The organism is Pseudomonas sp. TWR1-1-3, assembly GCF_049896805.1.
In the GTDB taxonomy this organism is placed as follows: domain Bacteria; phylum Pseudomonadota; class Gammaproteobacteria; order Pseudomonadales; family Pseudomonadaceae; genus Aquipseudomonas; species Aquipseudomonas bubulae.
The window spans coordinates 1,428,508-1,452,820 of record NZ_JAFCUZ010000001.1 but is presented as its reverse complement, the minus strand read 5'-3'; the positions used below and the strand labels follow the sequence as shown (position 1 = coordinate 1,452,820).

Annotated in this window: 24 protein-coding genes; 10 read left to right on the top strand and 14 right to left on the bottom strand. The window is 59.6% G+C overall.

Annotation, left to right across the window (positions count from 1 at the left end; all coding sequences use genetic code 11):
• Window positions 1-9 precede the first annotated feature (9 nt).
• From ACP7BE_RS06605 to ACP7BE_RS06585, 5 genes are all read right to left on the bottom strand, one after another.
• Window positions 10-1,395 carry a nucleobase:cation symporter-2 family protein gene (locus ACP7BE_RS06605; protein WP_095018566.1) on the bottom strand — a complete coding sequence of 462 codons (1,386 nt, stop codon included), beginning with the start codon at window positions 1,393-1,395 and terminating at the stop codon, window positions 10-12.
• Between the two features lie 183 nt (window positions 1,396-1,578).
• Window positions 1,579-2,967 carry a dihydrolipoyl dehydrogenase gene (gene lpdA, locus ACP7BE_RS06600; protein WP_426105228.1) on the bottom strand — a complete coding sequence of 463 codons (1,389 nt, stop codon included), beginning with the start codon at window positions 2,965-2,967 and terminating at the stop codon, window positions 1,579-1,581.
• A 2-nt stretch (window positions 2,968-2,969) separates the two neighbouring features.
• Entirely contained in the window at window positions 2,970-4,250 is a 1,281-nt protein-coding gene (locus ACP7BE_RS06595; protein ID WP_095001996.1) for a dihydrolipoamide acetyltransferase family protein, read from the bottom strand.
• On the bottom strand, window positions 4,251-5,306 hold the full coding sequence (locus ACP7BE_RS06590) for an alpha-ketoacid dehydrogenase subunit beta (RefSeq protein ID WP_016781432.1): 1,056 nt from the start codon (window positions 5,304-5,306) through the stop codon (window positions 4,251-4,253).
• Between the two features lie 4 nt (window positions 5,307-5,310).
• Window positions 5,311-6,543: a 3-methyl-2-oxobutanoate dehydrogenase (2-methylpropanoyl-transferring) subunit alpha gene (locus tag ACP7BE_RS06585; protein WP_095018567.1), complete on the bottom strand. Its 1,233-nt coding sequence runs from the start codon at window positions 6,541-6,543 to the stop codon at window positions 5,311-5,313.
• Window positions 6,544-6,748: 205 nt separating this feature from the next.
• Here ACP7BE_RS06585 and bkdR point away from each other — a divergent pair, with 205 nt between their 5' ends.
• Window positions 6,749-7,237, top strand: a complete 489-nt coding sequence (bkdR, locus tag ACP7BE_RS06580) for a Bkd operon transcriptional regulator BkdR (protein ID WP_016781430.1) — start codon at window positions 6,749-6,751, stop codon at window positions 7,235-7,237.
• A gap of 1 nt (window position 7,238) precedes the next feature.
• On the opposite strand, the gene ACP7BE_RS06575 is transcribed toward bkdR, so the two are convergent.
• Window positions 7,239-7,784 carry a histidine phosphatase family protein gene (locus ACP7BE_RS06575; RefSeq protein WP_095018568.1) on the bottom strand — a complete coding sequence of 182 codons (546 nt, stop codon included), beginning with the start codon at window positions 7,782-7,784 and terminating at the stop codon, window positions 7,239-7,241.
• A 109-nt stretch (window positions 7,785-7,893) separates the two neighbouring features.
• Here ACP7BE_RS06575 and copC point away from each other — a divergent pair, with 109 nt between their 5' ends.
• Entirely contained in the window at window positions 7,894-8,268 is a 375-nt protein-coding gene (gene copC, locus ACP7BE_RS06570; RefSeq protein WP_426105224.1) for a copper homeostasis periplasmic binding protein CopC, read from the top strand.
• A 4-nt stretch (window positions 8,269-8,272) separates the two neighbouring features.
• Window positions 8,273-9,121, top strand: a complete 849-nt coding sequence (copD, locus tag ACP7BE_RS06565; protein WP_426105222.1) for a copper homeostasis membrane protein CopD — start codon at window positions 8,273-8,275, stop codon at window positions 9,119-9,121.
• A 102-nt stretch (window positions 9,122-9,223) separates the two neighbouring features.
• On the opposite strand, the gene lpxO is transcribed toward copD, so the two are convergent.
• The 8 genes from lpxO to ACP7BE_RS06525 all read right to left on the bottom strand — a co-directional run bounded on the left by lpxO (window position 9,224) and on the right by ACP7BE_RS06525 (window position 16,911).
• Window positions 9,224-10,123, bottom strand: a complete 900-nt coding sequence (gene lpxO, locus ACP7BE_RS06560; RefSeq protein WP_095025807.1) for a lipid A hydroxylase LpxO — start codon at window positions 10,121-10,123, stop codon at window positions 9,224-9,226.
• Between the two features lie 234 nt (window positions 10,124-10,357).
• On the bottom strand, window positions 10,358-11,287 hold the full coding sequence (locus ACP7BE_RS06555) for a PfkB family carbohydrate kinase (protein WP_138738239.1): 930 nt from the start codon (window positions 11,285-11,287) through the stop codon (window positions 10,358-10,360).
• Window positions 11,280-12,743: a purine-cytosine permease family protein gene (locus ACP7BE_RS06550; RefSeq protein ID WP_095001989.1), complete on the bottom strand. Its 1,464-nt coding sequence runs from the start codon at window positions 12,741-12,743 to the stop codon at window positions 11,280-11,282. Before ACP7BE_RS06550 ends, ACP7BE_RS06555 begins: the two co-directional genes overlap by 8 nt.
• 98 nt (window positions 12,744-12,841) lie before the next feature.
• The gene (locus tag ACP7BE_RS06545) at window positions 12,842-13,846 is read right to left on the bottom strand and encodes an ADP-ribosylglycohydrolase family protein (RefSeq protein ID WP_095001988.1); all 1,005 of its coding nucleotides are present in this window, start codon (window positions 13,844-13,846) and stop codon (window positions 12,842-12,844) included.
• Window positions 13,843-14,556 (bottom strand): GntR family transcriptional regulator, encoded by a 714-nt coding sequence (locus ACP7BE_RS06540; RefSeq protein WP_095018572.1) that lies wholly within the window; start codon window positions 14,554-14,556, stop codon window positions 13,843-13,845. The genes ACP7BE_RS06545 and ACP7BE_RS06540 overlap by 4 nt, the downstream gene beginning before the upstream one ends.
• A 156-nt stretch (window positions 14,557-14,712) precedes the next feature.
• Window positions 14,713-15,402, bottom strand: coding sequence for an endonuclease (locus ACP7BE_RS06535; protein ID WP_426105218.1), 690 nt, complete (start codon window positions 15,400-15,402; stop codon window positions 14,713-14,715).
• Between the two features lie 4 nt (window positions 15,403-15,406).
• Window positions 15,407-15,658: a DUF1654 domain-containing protein gene (locus tag ACP7BE_RS06530; protein ID WP_095001985.1), complete on the bottom strand. Its 252-nt coding sequence runs from the start codon at window positions 15,656-15,658 to the stop codon at window positions 15,407-15,409.
• Between the two features lie 173 nt (window positions 15,659-15,831).
• Window positions 15,832-16,911: an asparaginase gene (locus ACP7BE_RS06525; RefSeq protein ID WP_095001984.1), complete on the bottom strand. Its 1,080-nt coding sequence runs from the start codon at window positions 16,909-16,911 to the stop codon at window positions 15,832-15,834.
• A gap of 437 nt (window positions 16,912-17,348) precedes the next feature.
• Between ACP7BE_RS06525 and ACP7BE_RS06520 the strand changes: the two genes are divergently transcribed.
• From ACP7BE_RS06520 to ACP7BE_RS06490, 7 genes are read left to right on the top strand one after another with little or no spacing between them, the layout of a single operon-like run.
• On the top strand, window positions 17,349-18,302 hold the full coding sequence (locus ACP7BE_RS06520) for a sugar ABC transporter substrate-binding protein (RefSeq protein WP_095001983.1): 954 nt from the start codon (window positions 17,349-17,351) through the stop codon (window positions 18,300-18,302).
• A 55-nt stretch (window positions 18,303-18,357) separates the two neighbouring features.
• Window positions 18,358-19,914, top strand: coding sequence for a sugar ABC transporter ATP-binding protein (locus ACP7BE_RS06515; RefSeq protein ID WP_426105215.1), 1,557 nt, complete (start codon window positions 18,358-18,360; stop codon window positions 19,912-19,914).
• On the top strand, window positions 19,911-20,888 hold the full coding sequence (locus ACP7BE_RS06510) for an ABC transporter permease (RefSeq protein WP_095001981.1): 978 nt from the start codon (window positions 19,911-19,913) through the stop codon (window positions 20,886-20,888). The genes ACP7BE_RS06515 and ACP7BE_RS06510 overlap by 4 nt, the downstream gene beginning before the upstream one ends.
• A 3-nt stretch (window positions 20,889-20,891) precedes the next feature.
• Entirely contained in the window at window positions 20,892-21,926 is a 1,035-nt protein-coding gene (locus ACP7BE_RS06505; protein ID WP_095018575.1) for a LacI family DNA-binding transcriptional regulator, read from the top strand.
• A gap of 10 nt (window positions 21,927-21,936) precedes the next feature.
• Entirely contained in the window at window positions 21,937-22,857 is a 921-nt protein-coding gene (rbsK, locus tag ACP7BE_RS06500) for a ribokinase (protein ID WP_095018576.1), read from the top strand.
• On the top strand, window positions 22,854-23,258 hold the full coding sequence (gene rbsD, locus ACP7BE_RS06495; protein WP_095001978.1) for a D-ribose pyranase: 405 nt from the start codon (window positions 22,854-22,856) through the stop codon (window positions 23,256-23,258). The genes rbsK and rbsD overlap by 4 nt, the downstream gene beginning before the upstream one ends.
• A gap of 21 nt (window positions 23,259-23,279) precedes the next feature.
• Window positions 23,280-24,308: a nucleoside hydrolase gene (locus tag ACP7BE_RS06490; protein ID WP_095023610.1), complete on the top strand. Its 1,029-nt coding sequence runs from the start codon at window positions 23,280-23,282 to the stop codon at window positions 24,306-24,308.
• Window positions 24,309-24,313 lie beyond the last annotated feature (5 nt).

Below are 24,313 nucleotides of genomic sequence, written 5' to 3'. Positions count from 1 at the left end.
CCGTGTCGCTTACAACGTCGGTTTTTTCTCTGTTTCTGGCAGGAACCAGTTCAACAGCAGGGCACAGATACCGCCTGTAGCCACACCTGACTCCAGTACGTTACGCAGAGCCGCAGGCATATGCGCCAGGAACTCTGGCACTTGCGATACGCCCAGGCCCAGCGCCAGGGACACGGCAATGATCAGCAGGGCGCGGCGGTCCAGGGTAATGCTGGCCAGAATATTGATGCCCGAAGCGGCAACGGCGCCGAACATCACCATGGCCGCACCGCCCAGTACCGGCTCAGGCACTGCCTGAATCGCACCGGCAACGCTGGGGAACAGGCCCAGCAGGATCAGCATGCCGGCAATCCACACACCGATATGGCGGCTGGCGATACCGGTGAGCTGGATGACACCGTTGTTCTGGGCAAACACCGAACTCGGGAAGGTGTTGAAGATACCCGCCAGAAACGAGTTGGCGCCGTTGACCAGCACCCCGCCCTTGATGCGCTGCATCCACACCGGGCCTTCGACCGGCTGGCGCGATACTTTGCTGGTGGCTGTGACGTCACCGATGGCTTCCAGCGACGTGACCAGGTAGATCACCAGCATGGGAATAAACAGCGCCCAGGAAAACCCCAGGCCGAAATGCAAGGGCATTGGCACCTGGAACAGCTCGGCCTGGTGCATGCCGGTGAAGTCCAGGCGGCCCAGGTAGCCTGCCAGGGCGTAGCCCACGGCCAGGGCGATAACAATGGCGCAACTGCGCATCCACACCAGCGGGATGCGGTTAAGGATCACGATAATGGCCAGCACCACACCCGAGAGCATCAGGTTTTCGCCGTTGGCGAAGGTACCGTTGCCCATGGCCGTGAAGCCGCCGCCCATGCTGATCAGGCCGACCTTGATCAGGGTCAGGCCGATCATCAGCACCACGATGCCGGTGACCAGCGGGGTGATCATGCGTTTTACAAAAGGCAGGATGCGCGAGATACCCATTTCGACAAACGAGCCGGCAATCACCACGCCAAAGATCGCCGCCATCACGCCTTCAACCGGCGTGCCTTGCTTGACCATCAGTGCGCCGCCGGCAATCAGCGGGCCGACAAAGTTGAAACTGGTGCCCTGGACGATCAGCAGCCCGGCGCCAAAGGGGCCAAAGCGTTTGCACTGAACAAAGGTAGCGATACCGGAGATCACCAGCGACATGGAGACAATCAGGTTGGTATCACGGCTGGACACACCCAGGGCCTGGCAGATCAGCAGGCCGGGGGTGACGATCGGCACAATAATGGCCAGCAGGTGCTGCAGGGCGGCCAGAAAGGCGATCCACGGCTTGGGACGGTCTTCAAGACCTAAGACCAGCTCGCTGGTTTGGGACTCGGCTTCGAGCGGGGTTTTAAGAGAGGTCATGGCGAGCGCCCTGGAAAAAAGAGCGCGATTCTACTGGTGTTGAGCCATTACGCCCAGTGTTGGATTGCGCAGGGCCTGACTTGCTGTGGGAGCGGGCTTGCTCGCGATAGCAGCCACTCGGTCTATCAGATAAACCGCGTCGCCTGCATCGCGAGCAAGCCCGCTCCCACAGTAAGGGGGGGATTACAGGTGCAACGCATGCCCCAGCGCACGCAACGCGGCTTCCTGGACGGCTTCGCCCAGGGTCGGGTGCGCGTGGATGGTGCCGGCGATGTCTTCCAGGCAGGCGCCCATTTCCAATGACTGGGCAAAGGCCGTCGACAACTCCGAAACACCCGCGCCTACGGCTTGCCAACCGACAATCAGGTGGTTGTCACGTCGCGCCACAACCCGCACAAAGCCGGTTTTGGCTTCCAGGGTCATGGCCCGGCCATTGGCAGAGAACGGAAAGCTGGCGCTGATGCAGTCCAGACCGGCCTCTTGCGCCTCAACCGGGGTTTTGCCCACCACGACGATTTCGGGATCGGTAAAACACACCGCGGCAATCGCCGCAGGGCTGAACTCACGCTGTTTGCCGGCAATGATTTCGGCAACCATCTCGCCCTGGGCGATGGCCCGGTGGGCCAGCATCGGCTCGCCGGTCAGGTCACCAATCGCCCAGACATTGCGCATGCTGGTGTGGCAACGGTTGTCGACGCGAATCGCCGGGCCGTTCATGGTCAGCGCCAGCGCTTCAAGGTTGAAGCCTTGTGTACGCGGCCGACGACCCACCGCCACCAGCACCTGATCGGTTTCCAGGGTCTGGCTCTGGCCCATGCGGTCACGCATCGACAGGGTTTTGCTGCTGGCCTGGAAACCTTCGACGCTGTGCTCCAGATACAGGGTAATCCCCAGTGCCTTGAGGGATTCTGCCACGGGCAAGGTCAGGTCCTTGTCGTAAGTTGGCAGGATACGGTCACGGGCTTCAACCACCGTGACTTCGGCCCCCAGCTTGCGGTAGGCGATCCCCAGTTCCAGGCCGATATAGCCAGCGCCAACCACAGTCAGACGTCGGGGAATGGTGGTGGGCTGCAGGGCTTCGGTGGACGAAATGATCGCCCCGCCAATGGGCAGGATCGGCAGGTCGACCGTTTGCGAGCCGGTGGCCAGCAACAGATGTTCGCATTCGATGCGCTGGCCGCCAACTTCAACGGCCTTGCCGTCGAGGATTTTGGCCCAGCCGTGAATGACCTTGACGTTGTTCTTTTTCAGCAGAGCGCCGACGCCGCTGGTCAGGCGATCAACAATGGTGTTTTTCCATTGCACGCTCTGGCCGATGTCCAGGGTCGGGGCCTGGGTCTTGATCCCCAGCGGTGAAGTACCGGTGCTGTAGCGCTGGGTGGCATGGAACTGTTCGGCAACGTGGATCAGGGCCTTGGACGGGATGCAGCCGACGTTCAGGCAGGTACCGCCCAGCGACTGGCCTTCGATCAGGACCGTCGGAATGCCCAGCTGGCCGGCGCGGATCGCCGCCACATAGCCGCCGGGGCCGCCGCCGATAATCAGCAGCGTGGTGTGTTGGGTTGGCTGCATGTTCACTCCACAAACAGGGTGGCAGGTTGTTCGAGCAAGCCACGCATGGCCTGGATAAATTGCGCCGCGTCCATGCCGTCGACCACACGATGGTCGAAGGAGCTGGAGAGGTTCATCATTTTGCGCACCACGATCTGGCCTTTGACCACCACCGGGCGCTCGACGATGCGGTTGACGCCAATGATCGCCACTTCGGGCAGGTTGACCACCGGTGTGCTGACAATTCCGCCCAAGGCTCCCAGGCTGGTCAGGGTGATGGTCGAGCCGGTGAGTTCCTCGCGGGTAGCCTTGCCGGTGCGTACGGCGTTGGCCAGGCGGGCGATTTCATCGGCGGCGCCCCACAGGTTGAGGGTCTCGGCATGGCGCACCACAGGCACCATCAAACCACCGTCGCTTTGCGCGGCGACGCCGATATGGGCGGCGCCAAAGCGGGTGATGATTTGCGCTTCGTCGTCGTAGCGCACGTTGATCTGCGGGAAGTCGCGCAAGGCCACGACCATGGCCCGCAGCAGAAACGGCAACAGGGTCAGTTTGCCGCGGCTGTCCCCCCATTTTTGGTTGAGCTGGGCACGCAGTTCTTCCAGGGCGGTGACGTCCACTTCCTCGACATAGCTGAAGTGTGCGGCACGGCGCTTGGCGTCCTGCATGCGTTGGGCGATCTTGCGGCGCAGGCCGATCACCGGGATCTGTTGCTCGTCGTTGCGCAGGGCGTAACCGCTGGCCGGTGCCACGCTGGTTGCGGTGTCGCGGGCCAGGTATGCATCTAGGTCGTCATGCAGGACACGGCCCGCCGGGCCGCTGCCAACCACAAAGCGCAACTCGATACCGCTATCCCAGGCGCGCTTGCGCACGGCCGGGGAGGCCAGCGGGCGCTCGTTGGCTTCACGGGCCACAGGCGCCGATCGTTGTGCCGGTGCCGCCTTGATCGGTGGGGCGGCCACCACGGCCACTTCTACGCGAGCTTGAGGGGCGGCTTTTACTGCGGCGACCACAGGTTCCGCTGCAGGGCCAGCTTGCGCACTTTCACGCAGGTTGCCGGCGCCTTCGACTTCGATGCGGATCAGTTCGCTGCCCACGGCCATGACTTCGCCAGGCTGGCCACCCAGGGCCAGGACCCTGCCGGCCACGGGGGAGGGGATGTCTACCGTGGCCTTGTCGGTCATCACATCGGCGACCACCTGGTCTTCGCTGACCATGTCACCGACTTTGACAAACCATTCCACCAGTTCTACTTGCGCAATGCCTTCGCCAATGTCCGGCATCTTGATAACGTGCGTACCCATTCAGACCTCCATAACCCGTTGTAGTGCAGCACCCACTCGCGCCGGGCCGGGGAAATAGGCCCACTCCTGGGCATGGGGATAGGGGGTATCCCAGCCGGTTACGCGCTCGATCGGCGCTTCCAGGTAGTGGAAGCAGTGCTCTTGAACCAGTGCGATCAGCTCGGCGCCAAACCCGCAGGTACGGGTGGCTTCGTGAACAACAACGCAGCGGCGGGTCTTTTTTACAGAGGTGACAATGGCGTCCAGGTCCAGCGGCCAGAGGCTGCGCAAGTCGATAACTTCAGCGTCGATGCCGGTTTCTTCGGCGGCGGCCTGGGCCACGTAAACGGTGGTGCCGTAGGTCAGGATGGTGACTTCAGTACCGGGCCGCACGATGGCAGCGCAGTCCAGCGGGACCGTGTAGTAACCGTCGGGTACGGCGCTGGCCGGGTGCTTCATCCAGGGGGTTACCGGACGGTCGTGGTGGCCGTCGAACGGGCCGTTGTACAGGCGTTTTGGCTCGAGGAAGATCACCGGGTCATCGTTCTCGATGGCGGCAATCAGCAGGCCCTTGGCGTCGTAGGGGTTGGATGGCATCACGGTACGCAGGCCGCAGACCTGGGTAAACATGGCCTCGGGGCTCTGGCTGTGGGTCTGACCACCGTAAATCCCGCCGCCGCAGGGCATGCGGATGGTCATTGGTGCGATAAACTCGCCGGCAGAGCGGTAACGCAGGCGCGCCGCTTCAGAAACAATCTGGTCGGACGCCGGGTAGAAATAGTCGGCAAACTGGATTTCGGCCACCGGGCGCAGGCCATAGGCGCCCATGCCCACGGCGGTACCGACGATGCCACTTTCCGAGATCGGTGCGTCGAACACCCGCGAACTGCCGTACTTGGCCTGCAGGCCTTCGGTGCAGCGGAACACACCGCCGAAGTAGCCCACGTCCTGGCCAAACACCACCACGTTATCGTCGCGCTCGAGCATCACATCCATGGCCGAGCGCAGGGCCTGGATCATCGTCATGGTGCTGGTACTCACGGCGTTCTCCATCTGAATTTTATTGTTGTCGTTCATCTGGTTATAACCCCAATTCCTGGCGTTGCCGGCGCAAATGCTCGGGCATTTCCTTGTACACGTCTTCGAACATGCTCGCGGCACTGGGGATCTGCCCACCTGCCAGGGTGCCGAAACGCTCGGCTTCCTTTTGCGCGCCAATGATTTCCGCTTCCAGCTCGGCACTGACGGCTGCGTGCTCTTCTTCCGACCAGTTGCCGGTGGCAATCAGGTGCTGCTTGAGGCGAAGAATCGGATCGCCCAGCGGGAAGTGGCTCCAGTCATCGGCCGGACGATACTTGGACGGGTCGTCGGAGGTGGAGTGCGGGCCAGCACGATAAGTGACCCATTCGATCAGGGTCGGGCCCAGATTGCGGCGCGCGCGCTCTGCGGCCCAGGCCGAGGCGGCGTAAACGGCGATAAAGTCGTTGCCGTCGACCCGCAGCGAAGCAATACCGCAGCCCACGCCGCGTCCGGCAAAGGTGGTGGACTCGCCACCGGCAATGGCCTGGAAGGTCGAAATGGCCCATTGGTTGTTGACCACGTTGAGGATCACCGGGGCGCGGTAAACGTGGGCAAAGGTGAGGGCAGTGTGGAAGTCCGATTCGGCGGTGGCGCCGTCACCGATCCAGGCCGAGGCGATTTTGGTGTCGCCCTTGATGGCCGAGGCCATGCCCCAACCAACCGCCTGTACGAATTGGGTGGCGAGGTTGCCGGAAATACTGAAAAAGCCGTAGTCGCGCACCGAGTACATGATCGGCAATTGCCGACCCTTAAGCGGGTCGCGTTCGTTGGAGAGCAATTGGCAGATCAGGTCGACCAGCGGCACATCACGAGCCATCAGGATGCTTTGCTGGCGGTAGGTGGGGAAGCACATGTCGTCGATGTTCAAGGCCAGGGCCTGGGCGCTGCCGATGGCTTCTTCGCCCAGGCTTTGCATATAGAACGACATTTTTTTCTGACGCTGGGCGACCACCATGCGGGTGTCGAAAATGCGCGTCTTGAGCATGGCGCGCATGCCTTCGCGCAACACTTCGCTCGATACGCCTTCGGCCCACGGGCCAAGGGCCTGGCCCTTGTCGTCGAGCACACGGATCAGGCCTTTGGCCAGGTCTGCGGTGTCGGCAGGTTCCACATCGATCGGGGGTTTGCGCACCAGACCGGCATCGGTCAGGCGCAGGTAGCTGAAGTCGGTCTTGCAGCCTGGGCGGCCGGACGGTTCGGGAACGTGCAGGCGCAGCGGTGCATATTCATTCATGGCTTTCTCTACGCTCGATCTTGTCGTGTTTATAGGCGCGGGAGCTAGGTAGTACTGTCGAAGATCTGTCTGATAAAAACCAAGATCTTGTCCTACAACAATCATATTCCTGACGCCGAAGAATATTTCTCTGTAGTTCATTGTGCTTTGCAGCGTTTAAGGATAAGAATTCTGCATAAACATAAAAAACAGGTGCTTTTGTCTCATGCGCAAGCTAGATCGAACTGATATCGGGATTCTCAATAGCCTTCAGCAGAATGCGCGCATCACCAATGCGGACCTTGCGCGATCGGTCAACCTGTCGCCGACGCCCTGTTTCAACCGGGTCAAGGCCATGGAAGAGCGCGGCCTGATCCGCGAGCAGGTGACCCTGCTCGACGCCGATATGCTGGGGCTGCATGTCAATGTGTTTATCCATGTGAGCCTGGAAAAACAGGTCGAGGAAGCCCTGCAGCATTTTGAAGCGGCGATATCCGATCGCCATGAAGTCATGGAGTGCTACTTGATGGCCGGCGACCCGGATTACCTGATCCGGGTGCTGGTGCCCAGCATTCAGGCGCTGGAGCGTTTCATGATGGACTTTTTGACCAAGGTGCCCGGCGTGGCCAATATCCGCTCCAGCTTCGCCCTCAAACAGGTGCGCTACAAAACTGCGCTGCCATTGCCTCCTGGCGGGCTGACGCTGGAGGAGTGAATTACACCCGCAAGCGCCAGCGCTCGTTGAAGCGCAGGTCGACCACCGCCAGTGGCTCTACGTCAATCAGGTTGAAGGAGGCAGTGCTCGCTGCCAGGGCGTGCAATATGGCAGCACGGATCACAAAAGGATGAGTCACCACGGCAAAATGACCCTCTTCGCGAAACTCGTCGAGCCAGGCGCTGACCCGCAGGCACAGGGCCTGTATCGACTCACCGCCATGGGGCGCGGCATCGGGGTTGCTGATCCAGTTGGCTAGCGCCTGGGGCATGCTTTGTTGCAGGTCTGACAGGCGCTGGCCCTGCCAGTCGCCGATATCGTAGTCGCCCAGGGCCGGGACAATCTCGATTTCGCCACCCAGTGCCTGCGCGGTTTGCAGGGTGCGGGTTTCGGGCGCGCAGAGTATGCGTACCGGCTTTTTCAGCCTGGCACTCAATTCGGCGGCCAACAGCAGGCCTTTCGGGTCAGCCGCCTCATCCAGTGCAAAGCGGCCCAGACGCTGGGCTTCTGTGCGGGCATGACAAATAAAGCTGAGGCGGGTGGGCATACCGGAATCCTTGCGGGGGAGACGTTGTGTTTGTGTTGTCTGCGCTCGCCCTTCAAATCAGTTTAGGCGAGTATTATGACCGTGTATTTCACTCTCAAGGTACTGTGCAATGGCTGCTGCTTTTTTGAAGAAAGTTCTTAATACGGCTGCGTTACTGACACTGATGACCGGGGCCGGCGCTGCGTTTGCCCATGCCCATCTGGAGCAGGCGACCCCCGCCGCCGACAGCACGGTGAACAGCGTCAACGAACTGCGCCTGGTGTTCAGTGAAGGCGTGGAGCAGGCGTTTACCCAGGTTGTGATCAGCCATGACCAGACGCCGGTGCCGGTGAGCAGCATCAAGACCGAACCCGGCAACAAGAAAACCCTGATTGTGACACCGGCACAGCCGTTGCCGGCGGGTAGCTATAACGTCAAATGGAACGCCGTGTCTGTCGATACCCACAAAAGTGCCGGCGATTACAGCTTTACGGTGAGCAACTGAGTTGATGCTCAGTGCAATGGTGATCTGCCGGTTTGTGCATTTCAGTGTGGTGTTGCTGATCTTCGGAGCCTGTGCATTCAGGCCTCTGTTGCGCGGGGCATGGCCATCCTTCGACATTGATGGCCAATTGCTTAAGGTCAATCGGGTGCTGGCCTGGGTGGCGCTGGCCAGCGGCCTTGCCTGGTTACTGTTGACCACCCACTCGATGGCAGGAAGCTGGCCTGAAACCCTGGTCCCGGCGACGTTGTGGCTGGTGTTGGGCAGTACCTTTTTCGGCCAGGTGTGGGCTTTTCATCTGCTGTTTTGCGTGCTGTTGTTGCTCGCCTTGTATGCCCGTAGCGGATTTAACCTTATCTGGTTGCTGGGTTTTCTGTTGCTGGGCACGTTGGCTCCGGTGGGTCACGGCGCGATGCTGGATGGCTGGCGCGGGCAATTGCTGATGCTTAACCAGTGGGTGCATCTGGCGTGTGTGGGGGCCTGGATCGGTGGTCTGTTGGGGTTGCAGCTTATCCTTGTGCGGCCTGTCGGTCAGGACGTGGGCGCTGTGTTGCAGCGCTTCAGCAATCTGGGGTTTATGTTGGTCGCCGGGATTATTCTTACCGGGCTGATCAATACCCGCGTGCTGACCGGTGCGCTCTGGCCTTCACCTTTGTTTGAAGGCTTCGCCCTGATTCTGTTGATCAAGGTGACCCTGGTGGGGGTGATGTTGCTGCTGGCGCTGTTCAATCTGCTGATGAGTCGTGCGGGCCGCTTCACCCTGTTGCGCAGAAGCGTTGCATTGGAATGGCTGTTTGGCTTGGCGGCAGTCGCCGCCGTGTCATTGCTGGGCACCTTGCCGCCGCTGGTGGTGTAGCGGCTGACGAGGTGCGAGGCTGCATTAAGGGCCACAGGAGTTTAAAAGTGCGGGCCCGCTACGCAGCCCTTCGCAGCTTCGTGCCTCGTAGCGGCTACAAGGCTAGACCAACAAAAACACACCCAGCAACCCGCCGAACACCAACCATTTTTCTACGTAGTAACGCGTGCGATTGCGCTTTTTCAGCTCTTTGCCGCGCAGGCGAATCTTGTATAACCGGGTAAATGCGCGGTTCAGGGCGCCGGTTTTGTCACTGGCATCGTTAGGCGAACTGGCGGATGCCATCACTGTGCGGCTGAACCACTGATTGAAGGCACTGGCCCAGCGATACTGCATCGGACGCTCGACATCGCAGAACAGGATGATGCGATTTTTATCCGTAGTGTTTTCGGCGTAATGGATAAACGTTTCGTCAAACATCACCGCCTCGCCGTCACGCCAGGCGTAGTTCTGGCCGTCAACGTTGATATAGCAGCCCGGATCATTCGGGGTGTCCAGGCCCAGGTGAAAACGCAGCGATCCGGCGTAGGGGTCGCGGTGACGCACCAGTTTGGAGCCAGGGGGCAATTCGGCAAACATGGCGGCCTTGACCGTACCGATGCTGTTGAGCAGCTCAATGGTGCGCGGGCACAGCTCGACCGCCGAAGGGTGGTTGTCGCCATACCACTTCAGGTAAAAGCGCTTCCAGCCACTTTTGAAAAACGAGTTGAAGCCGACATCGTTGGGTTGCTCGGAACGCTTGATCTCGCCCGCCTGCATCAGGTTTCGCGCTTCTTCACGGATTTCCTGCCAGTGATCCTGCAAGGGTTGCAGTTCCGGGAAATCGGCAGGTTTGAGGTAGGGCTGGCCGGGCACTTTGGAAAACAGATACAAAAAGCAGTTGATCGGAGCCAGGAAGGAGGAGTGATCGCTCAGTTGACGCCCGAGCTTATGGCGAACCTTGCCCCGCAGGTGGACATAGGCGATGGACAAGACGTAGACAGCAATAATGATGAGTTTCAAGAGTATCTTCACAATTCAGGAGAAACGCAGCCCTGCAAACACGCACAAATGGCCCGACCTCTAGAAGAGTTATCGGGCGCTGGAGTTGCATTCCGTGAGCCTGGTTAGGGTTAAAACAGTATTTTGAATATTTTCTAACGTTTCATCATGTTTTTGCAGATGTTTTTTACAGTCTTTAGTCCTGTTGTGGGCAGGCCTATAGTCGTATTTGCATGTAGGGGAATTCTTTTTCGATCAATGAAAACCATTTTCGCCCAATAAACGATCAATTTCGCCAGCGCCAGGCGCTGTGGCAGGCCCCCGACGGGTCACGGCGATTGCCGCTGCTGCATTGGCCCGTTGCGCCGCTTGCGGTGCGGGATGCCCGGCCGCCAATGCGGCAATCAGCACGCCTGTATGAGCATCCCCGGCACCATTGCTGTCGATGCACTGCACCTTGAACCCGGCGATGTGTTGCTGACCGTGGCGGTCACTGATCCAGCAGCCTTGCGGGCCGTCGCGCACAACCGCAAGGCAGTGCGTGGGCAGGCGTGCGCTCAGGGCAGGCAGGGCGTCGGTCAGTGTGGGGGCATGGGTAAAACTCAGCGCTTCGGCAGTGTTGCCGGTCCACAGGTTCAGGCGCGGGAGCAGGGCGTCGAGCAGTTGCGGGTCAATATCGGCCAGTAACGGGCCGGGATCGAAGGTCACCTGGACACTCTGCGCCAGGCCCTGTATCCACTGCAAAAGCGGCCTCGCCTTGCCGACATGGAGCAGGCTGTAACCGCTGACATAGAGATGGTCGTCGGGCTGCACGCTGACGTGCGCGAGGTCGTGGGCAGACAACCCGCCTTCGGCACCAATGCAGGAAATAAAAGTACGCTCGGCGCTGGCTTCGGTGAGTGCGACGCACAGTCCGGTGTCTTTATGCGGGTCTACTGGCAGGGTCATATGTATGCCCTCGGCATGCATGGCCTGGCGAGCCATGTCACCGAACTGTCCCTGACCATGACGCCCCAGGTACACACTCTGCAGGCCGTTGCGCTGGGCAGCGGCCATTACGTTGAACCCGCCACCGGCGTGAAAGCTGGCGCTGTGGGCCAGCGCGTCGCCGCCGGAGGCGGGCAGTGTGTCCAGGCTCATGGCCAGATCGATGATCACCTGGCCTGTGTGCAGCAATCTAGGCATGGGCGCTGTCCTGTGCTGGCAGGCGGCGGTCTCTGGCGCCGCCCAGCAGCGCATACAGGCCGCCAGCCACGATGAAAGTCACGACCCAGCCGAGGCCGTTGTGGCCCAGCCAGGAATCGGCGAGCGGGCCGGTAAACCAGTCGGCATCGTTGCTGCCAACCCGGGTAAAGCATAACCCCAGCAGCAGGGCCACGGCCCAGGCACTCAAGGCCCGCCATTCGATGCCGCCGCTGTACCAGTAGGCGCTGCTGGGGCTGACGTTGAGCAAGTCGTTGGCGCTGTAGCAGTGACGGTGCAGCAGGTCGACGACAAAAATCGCTACCCAGGCGGTAATCGGGATGGCAGTGAGTGAAATAAAAGTGATGAAAGGGCCGTAAAAGCTGTCGGCAAACAGCATGAAGTAAATCGAACCACAGAAAATCGCCACGATATCCACGACGACGGCCTGCACCCGCTTGATCCTTACACCCAGGGTCAGGGTAGTGAGACCGGCCGAATAGACGGACAGATGATTGGACAGCAACAGGCCGCCAAAGGCGCTGACCAGGTAGGGAACCGCCATCCAGGAGGGCAGCAGGCTGCGGATTGCTGCAATGGGGTCGGTTGCGGATGCCAGCGCGTGGTTGCCGACCGTCAGCAACCCCCCCAGAGTAATCAGCAGAACCAGTGGAATCCCTGCGCCCCAGGCTGCGCTGGCCACCAGTTGCGCGGCGCTGACGCTGGATTTTTGGTAGCGCGACATGTCAGCCCCGGCGTTGGCCCAACCGATACCGGTGCCCGCGGCCATGATGCCAATCCCGATAATCACGGCGCTGACGGGTGCCGGGCTGGCGCTGAAGACGCCTGGCCAGTCGATGGTGGCGCACAGAAAACCGCCGACCAGCAGGTTGAGCGCGCCGAACACATAAGTTGCCCACTTCTGGATCAGCAGCAGCGTGGCGTGGCCCAGGCCTGAAACCGCAAGGGTCAGCAGGGTGAAGAGGGCGATAAACACCAGGGTGAGCACCGGTGCGCTTTTGGCTTCGGTGGGGGTATTGAACAGGATTGAAGACAAGGCCAGCAGCACAAATGCCGCGGTGGTGGTGTTTACGGTTTCCCAGCCGACACGGGAAATCAGTGAAACCAGCGTAGGACCTATATTGCCCCGTACGCCGAATATAGCTCGCGATAGGGTCAGGCTTGGTGCTCGGCCCCGTCGACCGGCGATGGAGATGACGCCGACCAGGGCGAACGAGCCGCCAGCCCCGATCAAGGCGACGATGACCACCTGCCAGATGGCCAGTTGATGGAAGGCCACCAGCGTGGCGCCCAGTGGCAGGCCGAGGATGCTGATATTGGCAGCAAACCATACCCAGAACAGCTGCCCGGGGTTGCCGTTGCACTCGTTTTCGGGAACCGGCTCGATGCCGCGTGTTTCCAGTTGCCCGGCACTGTGCCCGGGGTCAGGGGAAGTCATGGCGTATGGCTCCTGATGCGCTTGTTATCGTTGTCGCAGGCTGTGTGTGGCGCTGACTTTGTGCCAGGCCCGTCGTGTTGCTGTCCATGGCAGGTTTTTTACGCAAGGCGCAGGGCTAACAGATCGCGTGCCAGAGGCTGCAGATGCAGGTCGTTGACCCTTGTGATCTGTTCGATCAGTGTCGCGGGCCACTGTTGCATTCCTCCACAGGCACCAAGCATGGCACCGAGGATGGCGGCAATGGTGTCGGTGTCGCCACCGATGCTGGCGGCCATGCACAGGGCATCGAAACGGTTCAGCCCTGCGCTGGCCACGCGTTGGGCAAGGGCAAAGGCGACTACTACGGACTCCTGGGAGGCGACCGAAGTGCCAATCACGTCATAGAGCAGGTCGCCAAAATTGTCGGGGTTGCACTCGCTGCTGGCCTGCCTGGCCCAGCGAATACGCGGGCCGATGCGGCCCCCGGCAACCCAGTGACCCTGGTGTTCGGCGATAAAGGCCATTTCAGTGCCAGCATTGAGGGCGTGCTCAAGTTTTTTACCGTTTATGCCACTGGAGATGACGGCGGCCACTGCGGCTGCGCTGGCAATCCCCAGGCTGGTGTTGTGCGTCACCTGGCACGCCTGAACCACACAATGGATGAAGCGTTCCGGCTGGTTGATATCGCTGGCGATACCTACCGGAGCAATGCGCATGGCCGCGCCGTTGGTGGTGCCGTAGCGGCCCGATTCGGTGGGGCTGTGGCCAGCGAGGATCATCTCGATTGCGCGCTTGGTTGATGGCCCCAGAAGGTCCTGGGAACCCTTGGCCCGCATGCCGGACTCCCAACTGATCAGGCGCCGGGCAAGTTGGTGGGGGTCAATATTGCCTTTGCCTTCAACCAGCAGTTGGCCGACCAGTATTGCCTGCTCGGTATCGTCGGTGATTGAGCCCGCGGGCATATTTGGCGCAATGGGTTGATCGGCCGGGGCATTCTCAAGGGTTGTAATGCGCCCGAAGCGGGCCTGGATCTGTCCGCGACTGAACGATTGGGTCGGCATGCCCAGCGCATCACCCAGGGCCAGGCCGTACAGTGCGCCAAGGGCGAGATCCGGCTGCGTCATGTTGGCGTGCCAAATGAGTGGTACATGCGAAAGTGCACAGGATCCAGCCAGCTCTCGACCATTTCCATAAAGCGTCCTTGGCGGTCGTAGGTGGTGCGCAGGGCTTTGAGAAAAACCGTGCCGGCGGGGCGGCCGAGCAATAGTGCGTCTTCTTCATCGAGCGGCTCGGCGCCAATCCATTGGTCGCCACGATCACCGACAAAGCCATAGGCCGCCAGCGTAATGGTGAGCGAGTCGTCAATCAGCCCTATACGTGGCAGACCTTCCAGGCCACCTGTTGCGGGCACGAACGAGCGTTCCAGAGAAATCGCAGTGCCATCATCGCGGCGACGGCGGCGCTCAAGGATCACGAACTGGCTCAAGCCGAAGCGATGCAGGAGGTCCGCACGCTCTATGGCCTCGAGTCGCAGCAGCTCGGTGTGGATACGGGCGCCGGTGTTGGCCAGGGCCTGTGTCCAGCCGTTGTTTTGGTCGAGCGTAATACCGTCGTAGGTGACGATGGCGCCGCCCTCGGTGCGTTTGGCAATGTATTTTCGCTTTTCCAGTTCGGCCAGTGCTGCTCGCAACGTACTGTGGCTGACACGCAGTTCTTGAGCCAATTGGTCTGCTTCCGGCAGCAGGTGACCGTCTGCCAGAAGCCCGCTTTCGATACGGTGGACGAGTTCGTCTACCACCCGTTGTTTTTTATTGAATCGAACCTGTTTGATCATGCCGAAAGTAATAGCTCAGCATTGTCGGTTCGGCAATATTCGCCCTCTGAATCCAGTCGGACAATGATTGGCCGAAAGCGAACGTCGAAGGGCAGGGACAGCACCTTGAACCGCAGTTTTAACCAGGGCTCAAGGCAGGTGCAGGCAGGGGTGTTTTCAACTGCAGGCTTTGAGGTTGACCGGGCCGACGAATTCGTTGCCACGGCCCATCACGCAGGCCACCGCCTGATTGCGCTGGCGCTCCCAGGCTTGAACCGGGTAGGTTTTGTTCCAGGCTTCGTAAAGCTGGCGGTCCTGCCTGGACAGACGCAAGTTGTATTGCTTGCTCATGTAAAAGTAGGTGCGCGCGATCATCCCGCGAATGGAGGGGCGGGGCATGACCTTTTTTGATTTGAAATCGACTTGTGTCAGGCACGAACCATATTGGCCTTTTTGCTCGGGTAACCAGCCAAAACTGAAATTGCTGCGGTCCCCGTTGACCTCGCCGATGCTGGGTACCAGGTTGTGCAAGTCGGCTTCAGCAACTTTGAACACCGGGTCATTGCGGGTGCAGTTTTTTCGCCCGCCACTTTGCCAGCATTGGCGCTGATGGCCGATCTGCCAGGCGGGAACGATATGTTCCCACTCGATGCGTGCAGCACGGTTGGCATTTTTGCGCGGGATATAACCGCAGGCTTTCAGATCGACGCGGTTGCCGGTGTATTTGCAACCGCAGTAGAACTCGGTGGACTGCGGCGCGTAGAGCTTCCAGGCAACCTTCTTGGCTTCGCTGAAGGTGTTCGGGGCCGCGGCCTGTGCGCTTGAAACGGTGAAAAGACCGAGCAGTACCAGTAAACCAACCCTCATTGACTCAGTCTTCCTCAAGCACGGTCCAGAAAACATTCACGCCGCCATCATCGCGGTGGGCGACAGTGACGTTATCGTTTTCAGAAATTTCTTCCAGCAGGCGTTCCCAGAACTCAGGGTTATCGCCTTCGAGTCGCTCAAGCACCGCCATTTTGTCTTTTTGAGCTTTTGGCGAGCTGATGATTTTTTGTATACGTGTGCCGAAAATTTCATAGGGGCTTGGCGGAGTCGGCTCTTTTGCTGCTTTTTTAGCCATGATGCAATCCTTGGTGTGCTGTATGCGCATACAGTATTTAACTGCGCCACATTTGGCAACTGTTTGGTGCAACTGCCGGTTGTGCCGCAGCTTTTGTCCGACCAATAAAAAGGCCGCCTCCCACAGGGGAGGCGGCCTTGCTTATTCAGCGCGCCAAGGCGACAAGCAAGCACTCAGTATTCCCAGAAGATGCGCTGTAGCTCTTTGCTGTCCTGGGTCTTGGTCAGGGCGACCATGGCCAGGATGCGGGCTTTCTGCGGGTTCAGGTCATGGGCAACAACCCAGTCGTTTTTGTCGTCAGGCTGTTCTGCGTTACGCAGTACGAAACCGCCGCTGTTTACGTGGGAAGAACGAATGATTTGTACGCCATCCTTACGCAGGGCTTGCAAGGTCGGCACCACGCTGGAGGACACTGAACCGTTGCCGGTACCCGCGTGGATGATGGCTTTGGCACCGGATTGGGCCAGCGCTTTATAGGCGGTGTCGTCCACATTGCCGTAGGAGTAGGCGATGCCAACGTTTGGCAGGCTCTTGATGTTCTTGATGTCGAACTCGGAGTCCATGGTGTGGCGCTTGGCTGGCAAGCGGAACCAGTAGGACTTGCCTTCAACGACCATGCCCAGCGGACCCCACGGGCTTTTGAAGGCTTCGGTCTTGATGTTGATCATTTTGCTGACATCACGGCCCGACTGGATTTCGTCGTTCATGGTGACCAGCACGCCTTTGCCGCGCGCATCTTTGCTGCCGGCAACGGCAACGGCGTTGTACAGGTTCAGCATGCCGTCAGCCGACATGGCGGTGCCCGGACGCATGGAGCCGACCACCACGATGGGCTTGTCGGTTTTTTCGACCAGGTTCAGGAAATAGGCGGTTTCTTCGAGGGTGTCGGTACCGTGGGTGATAACGATGCCATCAACGTCGTTGCTGTCAGCCAGTTCGGCGACCCGGCGGCCCAATTGCAGCAGGTTTTCGTTGGTGATGCTCTCGGATGCAATTTGCATCACTTGCTCGCCACGCACATTGGCCAGTTGGCTTAGTTCGGGTACGCCGGCGATCAATTTGTCGATACCGACTTTAGCGGCCGTGTAAGTGGCGCTGTTGGCAGCGCTGGCACCTGCACCGGCGATAGTGCCGCCAGTGGCGAGGATGATGACGTTGGGCTTGGTGACAGCCTCTTGCGCTTGAGCGGTCGGCAGTGCCAGCAGCAGGGCCAGTGCGCCCGGAACAAAAGTTTTCAAAACAGCATTTTTCATTGTTTTTTCTCTTATTAGTGAGTATGCCGATGACTGCACACTTTGCTCGGCATGTGCCATTTATTGACCATGCATAGAGACTGGAAAGCACTATTTGTGCCACTAAGCGAAGTTTTTCGGGGAGCACACAACGTATTGATTTATGGGTCTTTATTTCCACGATCCGCTTTCTGGAAAAGAAACCGGACGGTTTTCCGAACAGAAGCGTTTTTTTTGTTCGGAGAGTCGAATATCGATGTGTCTGATCGCGTTTTTTTCACATTGACAAATAACAGGTGGCTTTCCATAGTGAGGGCCTAGCAAACGTTTGCGCCGTTTTCTTGAGTCTGTATTTCTGGCAGTCAGGCATGACCTGATGCCAGTCACCCAGCTTTTGGCGCTCAGGCGTGTGCGAGCAGGACGTTGCTCACAATAATCATAAGATCGGAGTTGCCCCCATGAAGCTGCCATTTGCTGGACGCCTTCTTGCTGTCGCCATGCTGGCTGCGGCATCCCTTACCCTCCCTGTCGCCAATGCCGATACGCCACAAAAACCCAAAGTCGGCCTGGTCATGAAGTCCTTGGCAAACGAGTTCTTTGTCACCATGCAAAAGGGTGGCGAGGATTATCAAAAGGCCAATGCCGCCAGTTTCGACCTGATTTCCAACGGGATCAAAAATGAAACGGACACTGCGGGCCAGATCGACATCATCAATCAGATGATCATCGCCAAGGTCGATGCGCTGGTGATTGCGCCCGCAGACTCCAAGGCGCTGGTGTCGGCCATCAAAAAGGCCAGTGACCGTGGCATTGTGGTGGTCAATATCGACAACCAGCTCGACCCCCAGGTGCTGAAAAGCAAAGGGCTCGAAGTACCCTTTGTCGGGCCCAACAACAGGCAGGGGGCTCGCGAGGTCGGCGAGTACCTGGCCACCAGGCTCAAGGCCGGTGATGAGGTCGGGATCATCGAGGGTGTATCGACCACGACCAATGCGCAAATGCGCACAGCGGGTTTCACGGATGCGATGAACGCTGCCGGGATGAAGATTGTGCCGGTGCAGTCGGGCAACTGGGAAATCGACGGTGGCAACAAGGTTGCGGCGGGCATGCTCAGCGAGTATCCGAACCTCAAGGCCATCCTGGCGGGCAATGACAGCATGGCGCTGGGCGCGGTGTCGGCTATCCGGGCTGCAGGCAAGGTCGGCAAGGTGCAAGTGGTCGGCTATGACAACATCGATGCGATAAAACCCATGCTCAAGGATGGCCGTGTGCTGGCAACGGCCGATCAGGCTGCCGCCAAACAGGCGGTTTATGGCATCGAAACGGCGCTCAAGCTGGTCAAAAAAGAACCGGTTGAAAACCTCAAGGACGGTGTCATCGATACCCCTGTCGAACTGGTCATCAACAAGTAATCCCACTCGTTGTCGCAGGCACTTGCCCGGTCGGGCAGGTGCCCGGAGAAATGTCATGTCTGCTCCTGATGCCAGCGTGGTCCTCACGGTCAGCGGGATTGGTAAAACCTACACTCAGCAGCCGGTACTGGCTGCTATCGAGCTGTCGTTGCATCGCGGCGAAGTTCTGGCCCTGACGGGTGAGAATGGCGCTGGCAAAAGCACACTATCGAAGATCATGGGTGGCCTGGAGGTGCCGACTCTCGGGCACATGCAATTCAATGGCCAGGCCTATGCCCCGGGCAGTCGTGCGCAGGCCGAGCAATTGGGTGTGCGCATGGTCATGCAGGAACTGAACCTGCTGCCCACGCTGACGGTGGCGGAAAACCTGTTTCTGGACAAATTGCCCGGCCACCTGGGCTGGATCAGCCGCAAGCAGTTGCGCAAAGCGGCCATTGAGGCCATGAGCCAGGTGGGTCTGGAGGCGATTGACCCGGACACCCTGGTCGGGGAGCTGGGCATTGGCCATCAGCAGATGGTCGAGATTGCGCGCAACCTGATCGGCGATTGCCATGTGCTCATCCTCGATGAGCCCACGGCCATGCTCACCGCCCGTGAAGTTGAAATGCTTTTTGTGCAAATCGAACGGCTGCAGGCCCGTGGCGTGGCGATTGTGTATATCTCCCATCGACTTGAAGAGCTGGCACAGGTGGCGCAGCGGATTGCCGTACTGCGCGACGGTTGCCTGGTGTGCGTCGAGCCCATTGCCGATTACAACAGCGAGCAACTGGTCAACTTGATGGTGGGCCGCGAGTTGGGTGACCAGCTGGATTTGGGCGAACGTAGCTTGGGTGAAACGGCGCTTGAAGTCTGTGGTATCAGCCGCTCGGACAAGGTACGAGATGTATCGTTTAAAGTCAGAAAAGGCGAGATTTTCGGGATTTCCGGACTGATCGGGGCAGGGCGCACCGAACTGCTGCGACTGATCTATGGTGCCGATGTGGCCGACAGCGGCACGGTTGCAGTGGGTGCTCCTGTGCAGGTAGTGACCATCCATTCGCCGGCAGATGCTGTCCGGCAGGGTATTGCACTGATTACCGAGGACCGCAAGGGTGAAGGCTTGCTGCTGACCCAGTCGATCAGTGCCAACATCGGCCTGGGCAATATGGATCGGATTTCAAGCAGTGGCTTGGTCAACCGGGAGCAGGAGGCCGCATTGGCGCGGCGTCAGATAGACGCCATGGGCATCCGCAGCAGCGGCCCGGAACAAGTGGTGTCGCAACTGTCCGGTGGCAACCAGCAGAAGGTCGTCATTGGCCGCTGGCTGGAGCGCGACTGTTCGGTTCTGCTGTTCGATGAGCCTACGCGCGGTATCGATATTGGCGCCAAGTTCGATATTTACCGGCTGCTGGGCGAGCTGACGCGCAAGGGCAAGGCGCTGGTGGTGGTGTCGAGCGATCTTCGCGAGTTGATGCTGATTTGTGACCGCATTGGCGTGCTGTCTGCGGGCCGGCTGATCGATACCTTTGAACGTGACAGCTGGAGTCAGGAACAGTTACTGGCGGCAGCTTTTGCCGGTTATCAAAAACGAGATGCGTTGCTCGCTGAAGCCACGCCAAAGGAAGCCTCATGAACCCTACCCGCGTGCCGCATAAAAGTGCACATAACTACTACGGAATGGGCACCTACCTCGGGTTGGCGGGCGCCTTGCTGGCCATGATCATCCTGTTTTCCAGCCTGAGTGAACATTTTTTCTCCTATGACACGCTCAGTACGCTGGCCAACCAGATCCCCGACTTGATGGTGTTGTCGGTCGGCATGACCTTTGTGCTGATCATCGGCGGCATCGACCTGTCGGTCGGCTCGGTGTTGGCCCTGGCAGCGTCGGCGGTCAGTGTTGCGATTCTGGGCTGGGGCTGGAGTGTATTGCCTGCCGCTTTGCTGGGCATGGGCTGTGCGGCCCTGGCGGGGACCCTTACGGGGTCGATCACGGTGGCCTGGAAAATCCCGTCTTTTATTGTCTCGCTGGGGGTGCTGGAAATGGCCCGGGGCGGGGCCTACCAGCTTACAGGATCGCGCACGGCGTATATCGGCGACGCGTTCGCCTGGCTTGCCAATCCGGTTGCCTTTGGCATCTCGCCCGCGTTCATTATTGCGTTGCTGATTATTGTCATCGCCCAGGCGGTGCTGACGCGCACGGTGTTTGGGCGCTATCTGATTGGCATTGGCACCAACGAAGAAGCCGTGCGCCTGGCCGGTATCAATCCAAAGCCCTACAAGATTTTGGTCTTTAGCCTGATGGGGTTGTTGGCAGGAGTGGCAGCGCTGTTTCAGATATCCCGCCTCGAGGCGGCAGACCCCAATGCCGGTTCGGGCCTTGAACTGCAGGTCATTGCGGCCGTGGTGATCGGTGGCACGAGCTTGATGGGCGGGCGCGGTTCGGTGATCAGTACGTTTTTTGGTGTGCTGATTATTTCAGTATTGGCCGCAGGGCTGGCTCAAATCGGCGCGACGGAACCCACCAAGCGTATTATTACCGGTGCTGTCATTGTGATAGCAGTGGTATTGGACACTTACCGCAGTCAACGCGCACAGCGACGGAATTGAGCAATGGCAACGATTAAAGATGTCGCGGCAATGGCAGGCATTTCGTACACGACGGTTTCTCATGTTTTGAATAAAACCCGCCCTGTCAGTGAACCTGTGCGCTTGAAGGTTGAGCAAGCCATTGCACACCTGGAGTATGTACCCAGCGCGGTAGCACGCTCGCTCAAGGCCAAGACCACAGCGACCATCGGCCTGCTGGTGGCCAATAGCCTGAACCCGTACTTTGCCGAGTTGGCGCGAGGTATCGAGGATTACTGTGAGCGCAACAATTACTGCGTGATCCTGTGCAACTGTGATGATGACCCGGTCAAGCAGCGCAATTACCTGCGGGTGCTGCTGGAAAAGCGTGTGGACGGGCTGGTGGTCGCTTCGTCCACAGGCGACCTGGGGATGGCCAGCGGGTTGGTCGGCGTACGCACGCCGATGGTGATTGTCGATCGCAGCTTTGAGGGGGTTGAGGCTGACCTGGTGTGCATCGACCACGAACTGGGGGCTTATCTGGCTACGCGGCACTTGCTCGATCTGGGGCATCGTGCCATTGCCTGCATTGGCGGGCCCGCCGCCACCCGTGTCGCGCAGTTGCGTATGGCCGGGTATCGGCGTGCGCTGCTGGAGGCGGGTATAACGCCTCAGGGGCAGTGGATGGTCGAGAGTGACTTCAGCAGTGTCGGGGGCTACAACGCGGCGGTCGGCTTGCTGCAGCACAACCCGCCCTCGGCCATTTTTGCCTGCAACGACATGATGGGCATCGGCGTATTGCGAGCGGCGGCCGAGCGCAATATTCGGGTACCCCAGCAGTTGTCGGTGATTGGCTTTGATGATGTACAGATGAGCCGTTATGTCTATCCGTCGCTGACAACTGTCGGGCAGTCGATCCTGCAACTGGGTGAGATCGCTGCCCAGTTATTGTTGCGCCGCATTGCCGTACCCGGGCGGGCGGTGGAGCAGCGGATCGTCAAACCCGACATTGTGCTGCGCGAGTCCACCCGGGCTTATGCGCAAGCACCGTTGAAATCCCCCCCTACAATCACTGGATGAGTGTCGATACATGCAAGCGAATGTTGTGGTTGCAGGCAGTCTGAATATGGATCTGGTAACGCGTACCGAGAGATTGCCGCGCCCGGGGGAAACGGTGTTCGGGCAATCCTTTACCACCGTGCACGGTGGCAAGGGAGCGAACCAGGCGGTAGCAGCGTCGCGCCTGGGTGCCCGGGTGGCAATGCTCGGCTGTGTCGGCGGTGACGCCTATGGCGTACAGTTGCGTGACGGCTTGCTGGCTGACCGGGTTGATTGTGTGGCAGTGCGCACCGTGCCTGACTGTGCCAGCGGCGTGGCCCTTATCACGGTGGATGCCTGCAGCCAGAACACCATTGTGGTGGTGCCGGGTGCCAATGGCTGCCTGGCCGCGGAAGATATCCGCGCCTTTGATCACGTCTTGCAAGGTGCGCAAGTGCTTGTTTGCCAGCTTGAAGTGCCGATGGAAACAGTCGGATGCGTGCTGGCGCGTGGACGTGAACTGGGCAAAGTGGTGATCCTCAATCCCGCCCCGGTCAGTGCTCCGTTGCCGGGGCACTGGTATGGCGCCATCGACTACCTGATCCCGAATGAGAGCGAGGCCTGGGCGCTTAGCGGTGTGCCGGTTGATTCCCTTGAGTCGGCCGGGCGGGCTGCCCGGCGGTTGGTCGAGCTGGGCGCGGGCAAGGTGATTGTCACCCTGGGCGCGCTGGGGGCCTTGTTTGTCAGTGCCCACCGAGTGATGCACTTTACTGCGCCCAAGGTCGAGGCGGTGGATGCCACGGCGGCGGGCGATACCTTTGTCGGCGGCTTCTCTGCCGCGCTGGCGGCGGGTATGGAAGAGGACGACGCGATACGCTTTGCGCAGGTCGCCGCCGCGTTATCGGTCACTCGGGCGGGGGCTCAGCCTTCGATTCCATTGTTGCGTGATGTTCAGGGCTTTAAAGCACCATGAAAAAAACACCGCTGCTGAATATCGCCTTGTCGCGGCTGGTTGCCTCGCTGGGGCATGGCGACATCGTGGTGATTGCCGATGCCGGTTTGCCGGTGCCCAAGGGCATCGAACTGATTGATCTGGCCCTGACTCAAGGCGTGCCTGATGTTGCCAGCACGTTGCGCGCCCTGCTCAGTGAGATGCAGGTGCAAAGCCATGTGCTCGCCACTGAGTTGTTGCAGGCGCCATGCCCGGCGCTGTCATGTATCGACGAATATGCAGGCAAGGGGGAGTTGGGCTCAAGGAGCCTGCTCACCCATAATGCTTTCAAGGAACTATGCCTGCAGGCAAAGGTGATTGTTCGTACTGGAGAGTGTCGCCCGTACTGCAATATTGCCTTGGTCTCTGGCGTGACTTTTTAGACAAATAACCAGGGAGTTGTGATGCCACGTTTTACCCGGATTTTTCAGCCATTGATCAGGAGTGTCTTGTTCGTGTCCGCCATCACGATGTCGAGTGTTCAAGCCGCAGACAAGATCGATTTGATCATCGACACGGACCCCGGCGCCGATGATGTGGTCGCTCTGCTGCTGGCACTGGCTTCACCGGAGCAGTTACAGGTGCGGGCCATTACCACCGTGGCGGGCAACGTACGGCTCGACAAGACCTCGCGCAATGCCCGGCTGGCCCGGGAGTGGGCAGGGCGCGAAGACGTGCCGGTGTATGCCGGGGCCCCTAAACCCCTGGTGCGTACGCCGATTTACGCCGAGAACATTCACGGCCAGGAAGGCGTCACCGGTGTGCCTGTGCATGAGCCGGCCAAAGGTCTCGAAAAGGCCAATGCGGTCAATTACCTGGTTGATACCTTGCGTGCAGCCAAGCCAGGCAGCGTGACCATTGCCATGCTCGGCCCGCAGACAAACCTGGCCCTGGCCTTGATCCAGGCCCCGGAAATCACGCAGGGAATCAAGGAAGTCGTGGTCATGGGCGGCGCCCATTTCAATGGCGGTAATATCACCCCGGTTGCCGAGTTCAACCTTTATGCCGATCCGCATGCGGCAGACGTGGTGTTGAAGAGCGGGGTGAAACTGACCTATGTACCGCTGGATGTGACACACAAGATCCTTACCAGCGAGGCGCGACTGAAGCAGATCGCTGCACTGGGCAATACGGCCGGCAAACTGGTGGGCGATATTCTCAATGAATATGTGAAAGGCGACATGGTGCACTACGGACTGCCTGGCGGGCCTGTTCACGATGCCAGTGTCATTGCCTACCTGCTCAATCCTGCGCTGTTCTCCGGGCGTGAAGTCAACCTGGTCGTGGATACTCGCGAGGGGCCGACCTTTGGCCAGACTATCCCGGACTGGTACAACACCTTGAACCAGCCCAAAAACGCCTTTTGGGTCGAGAGCGGTGACGCGCAGGGCTTTTTTGACTTGCTTACCGCGCGTCTGGGCCGGCTCAAGTGAAGTGA